3 protein-coding genes and 1 pseudogene are annotated in these 3,896 nt (G+C 69.5%); all 4 read left to right on the top strand.

The annotated features are described in order from the left end of the window. A pseudogene (locus tag HUW36_RS27595) lies at positions 1-223 on the top strand (hypothetical protein); the annotation flags it as partial. A 240-nt stretch (positions 224-463) separates the two neighbouring features. Then, complete coding sequence (locus tag HUW36_RS27590) at positions 464-1,777, top strand: MFS transporter (RefSeq protein ID WP_174530812.1); 1,314 nt, start codon at positions 464-466, stop codon at positions 1,775-1,777. Between the two features lie 143 nt (positions 1,778-1,920). Further along, positions 1,921-2,646, top strand: a complete 726-nt coding sequence (locus HUW36_RS27585) for an alpha/beta fold hydrolase (protein ID WP_174530811.1) — start codon at positions 1,921-1,923, stop codon at positions 2,644-2,646. A gap of 352 nt (positions 2,647-2,998) precedes the next feature. After that, positions 2,999-3,394, top strand: coding sequence for a DUF2267 domain-containing protein (locus tag HUW36_RS27580; RefSeq protein ID WP_174530810.1), 396 nt, complete (start codon positions 2,999-3,001; stop codon positions 3,392-3,394). The last annotated feature ends 502 nt before the right edge of the window (positions 3,395-3,896 follow it).

The following is a 3,896-nucleotide window of genomic DNA, read 5'->3' as shown; positions in this document are numbered from 1 at the left end:
CACGTCAGGCGGCGAGCTTGCGAGCCAGGTTCTCGTCGAGCGCGTTCATGAACTCGTCGGTGGTCAGCCACGGGTCGTCGCGCGGCTCTTCCCGGAGGTGGCGTCCGGCCTGGCCGACACCGACCCGTGGACCGCGCTGCGCTGGTGCACGGGCCGCCTGGAGCTGCCCACCCGCCCCCGCCGCCAGACCTGGCAGTGGCGCGGCGCCCCCCTCGGCGGCTGACCCCCAACCCCGCCCCGGCGATCTTGCACTTGGTGGACTGGCAGACTCGCGTATTCGTTCGGAGCGAGTTCCTCGTCCGTGCGCCGGCCGCTGCCGGTGCGCGTCACGGACCGTAGCCGAAGCGGCCTGCCGTCCGCTGCGGTCGTGGAGAACTGTGCCGAGACGACTGCGGCGGGCGGATGGTCAAGTGGACTGGGCACAGGTTCGGCTGTGAGCGGATTATGCTGACAGCTACCTTTATTGATGTCGCTGCTGCTCGTGGTGTTCAGTGACCGGATGACACCCGCGACCGTGGCGCGGCGATTCCCGTATTCATCGCCGTACTGGCCTGTGCTGAGCCATTCGTTGCTGCGTCGGATCCTGCCCGGTCTAACGGTGTCCGCCCTGGGTGATGGCATGGCGGTCGTGGCGGTGAGCTGGTTGGCGTTGCAGTTGGCGTCGCCGGGGCAGCGTGGCCTGTGGGTGGCGATCGCGGTGGCCGCGTACACCGTGCCCAGCGTGGTGGGCACCCTGGTGTTCGGCCGGGTGTTGGGTGGGCGTGGGGGCGCGCAGTTGGCCGGGTGGGACGCGACCCTGCGCGCCGGGGCGCTTGCGGCGATTCCGGTCGCCTACGTCGCCGGGGCACTGAGCCTCGGGTTGTACGTGACCTTGCTGGCCGTCTCGTCGCTGTTGCACTCGTGGGGTTCGGCGGGACGCTACACGTTGATCGCCGAGGTGCTCCCGGTGCGCCACCATCTGGCGGGCAACGGCGTCCTCGGCATCATCGCCGAGATGGCCACCATCGGTGGCCCTCCGCTCGCCGGGCTCCTGATCAGTTGGGGCGGAGCAGTTTGGGTGATCGCCATCGACGCGGCCACCTTCGCCGTCCTTGCGCTCACCTACCACCTGGCCGTACCCGCCACCGGCAGGCCGACACCGACGCAGGCCGGCGCCTCACGCACTGCTGGCTTCGGCGTCATCCGCCGCAACCGTAGCCTGCTCGGCCTGCTCACTCTGAGCTTCGGGTTCTTCTTTCTCTTCGGTCCCGTCTACGTCGCCCTTCCCCTCTACATCACCGACGAACTGCACGCCTCGGCGACCCTGCTCGGCACCTACTACATGGCATTCGGTGCGGGTGCCCTTATCGGTGGCTTGACCGTCGGCTACCTACGTCGCTGGTCGCTGTGGGTCGTCACCATCGGCATCGTCGTGGGCTTCGGTCTCACCATGCTGCCCCTCGGACTGGGCGCACCCGCCGGTCTGTCCCTGCTGTCCTTTGCCATCGGCGGGGCGGTGTGGGCGCCGTACATGCCCACGTCGATGGCGTTGTTCCAGCGCAGCACGACGACCGTGAACCGGCCGCAGGTCCTCGCCGCTAATGGTGCCGTCACGGTGGTGGCAGTACCGGCGGGCACCATGCTCGGCGGCCCGCTCGTGAGTGCCCTCGGCGCCCGCGAGACCTTGCTGCTCTGCGCCATCGCCATCATCGCCTTCGGCGTGATCGCCACCGGCTTGACTGCTCTCTATCGCCTCGCGCCCACCGTCAGCGACTCCACGCTCACTGATGGAGAGTGACAGGGTCCCAATAGGGATACGGCCAGCCCTTCGGTGGCCGTGTCCCGAACACGGTACTCGTTGACGACATCTATAGGGATTTCGACGTGGACATAGCGTTTGATGAATCAGGGCGAGCCGGACCGGTGGTTGTGTGCCTTCCGATGTTCGGCATGACGCGCGCAGCCATGGCTGCGGCCTTCACTCCTGCATTCGCGGGTGTGGAACTGCGGGAGGTGTACCTGGATCTGCCCGGCCACGGAGACTCTCCAACGGACTGCCCAGCCGCATCCCAGGCGGTGCTGGACGCCGTGTGCGCGTGGCTCGACCGCCACGTCGGCGCGCCGGTCCTGCTGGCTGGTGCGTCCTACGGCGCCTACCTCGCCGCGGGGATCGCGCGTCAGCGGCCGGAGATCGTCCGCGGCCTGCTTCTCGTCAGCCCGGGGGTCAAGATGTCGCGAGGAAGTCGGGATCTGCCTGAGCTTGAGCCGCCCGCAGCGCCCACGGGTTGGCTGGACGGCGCCCCCGCCGAACTGCGCCCTCACCTTGACGCGGCCTTGGGCCATCGCACGTCGACTGTCGTCGCGACGGTGCTCGCGGCCTTGGAGTCCGGCGGGCCCGGCGATGAAAAGTTCCAAGAGGAGCTACGAGGGGGCCCTGACTTTGCGCTTCCCGACGAGGACGCCGACATCGTCTTCGGCGGTCCGGTCACCGTGATCACCGGGCGACAGGACAGGATAGTCGGCTATGCCGACCAGTTCCGCTCCATGCGCCACTATCCCCGAGGCGCCTTCACCGTGGTTGACGCGGCCGGACATTACCTGCCGTTCGAACAACCCGCGCTGATGCGGTCGCTAACCCAGGATTGGCTGCACCGAACGAGGAGCTGACGAGGGCGCTTCGCCGCATCCCTGCGAGAGGCCGGTAAAGCCGCAGGTCAAGACCCTGTCGCTTGAAGATCAAGCCCCGATTAGTCGATCGGTATTCCGTCGCCTGGAGCCCGCGGCAGCGTTACCAGCTCGACGAACCGGTGTTCGAGGCGCGCGCCAACCATCGCCTGTTCGCATCTGATCGAACAGGCGGCGGTTCCCGCGAGACGTCGCATAGGTCCCTTTTGCCGGGGCCCTCAGTGCAAGATCGCACGGCGGGGTGGGGTCGTTTGGTGGGGGTGGGTGCGGGGTAGTCGGCGGGGCCGGCGGGGCGGCACCGGGTCGTGGCGGCGGCGCGAGGGGGGAGGGTGGCGTGCGGTTTCCCCTGTTCGTCGAGGCGGTGGCGCGTCGGGCCGAGTTGTCCACGGACCAGGCCGCGACGGTCTCCCGCGCGGTGCTGCAGACCCTCGCCGAGCGGATCACCGCCGACGAGGCCGGTGACCTGGCCGCGCAACTGCCGGACGACGTGGGCGGCTACCTCGCGGCGCCCGAGGGCACCGGGACGACCGGTGCGGCGGTGGAGTTCCTGTACCGGGTCGCCGAGCGCTCGGCGGTGGACCCGGCGGTCGCGGAGGTGGGCACGCGCGCGGTGCTCGCGACGCTGCGGGACACGGTGACGGTGGGCGAGTTCCAGGACCTCGTCGCGCAGCTGCCCCGGGGCTTCGACGCCATGGTGGACCCCATTCCGCGCCCCCCGTACGATGTCTGAGCAGGCTCTCCGCGCGGCGGGTCGAGCCGCGGTGTTCGACAGCCGCGCGCCGAAGATTCCACGGTCCGTAAGTATTTTCACCGGAAAATTACTCGTGGGTAGCGACCTACGCCGAAAATCGTCTACGCGCCAGGGGGATGATCGGTCGGATTTCTCCGCCCCCGGTCCGACCGGCGCTCGCCCCTTCGGCTCGACCCGGGTCGATGCGCTCCGTCGCGCGGAATCGAGTTCTATTCTGCTTCCGAGGTGACGTCCGGGGGGTTCGACGATCACACGTGCCGTTGACCGCTGGTCCGTCCTCGATGGAGCGTGCCGCGCCGGCTGACCGGGTGGTCGGGTGTGAGCGGATCGCCGCCCGAGCAAGGCGTGCGGTGGTCGGGGTCCACCTCGGGAGGTGCCGGCGGTCCCGCGGGTGACCTCCCGGGTCGCCGGGCTGGTTCGGGCCGGGTCGCACCCGGGCTCGCCGACCGCCGCGCCGGATGCCGGACGCGGGCTCGGGTCC

Source organism: Micromonospora maritima, assembly GCF_902825405.1.
Classification (GTDB): domain Bacteria; phylum Actinomycetota; class Actinomycetes; order Mycobacteriales; family Micromonosporaceae; genus Micromonospora; species Micromonospora maritima.
The sequence above is the reverse complement of the archived record's forward strand: the minus strand, read 5'-3'. Positions and strand labels throughout refer to the sequence as shown.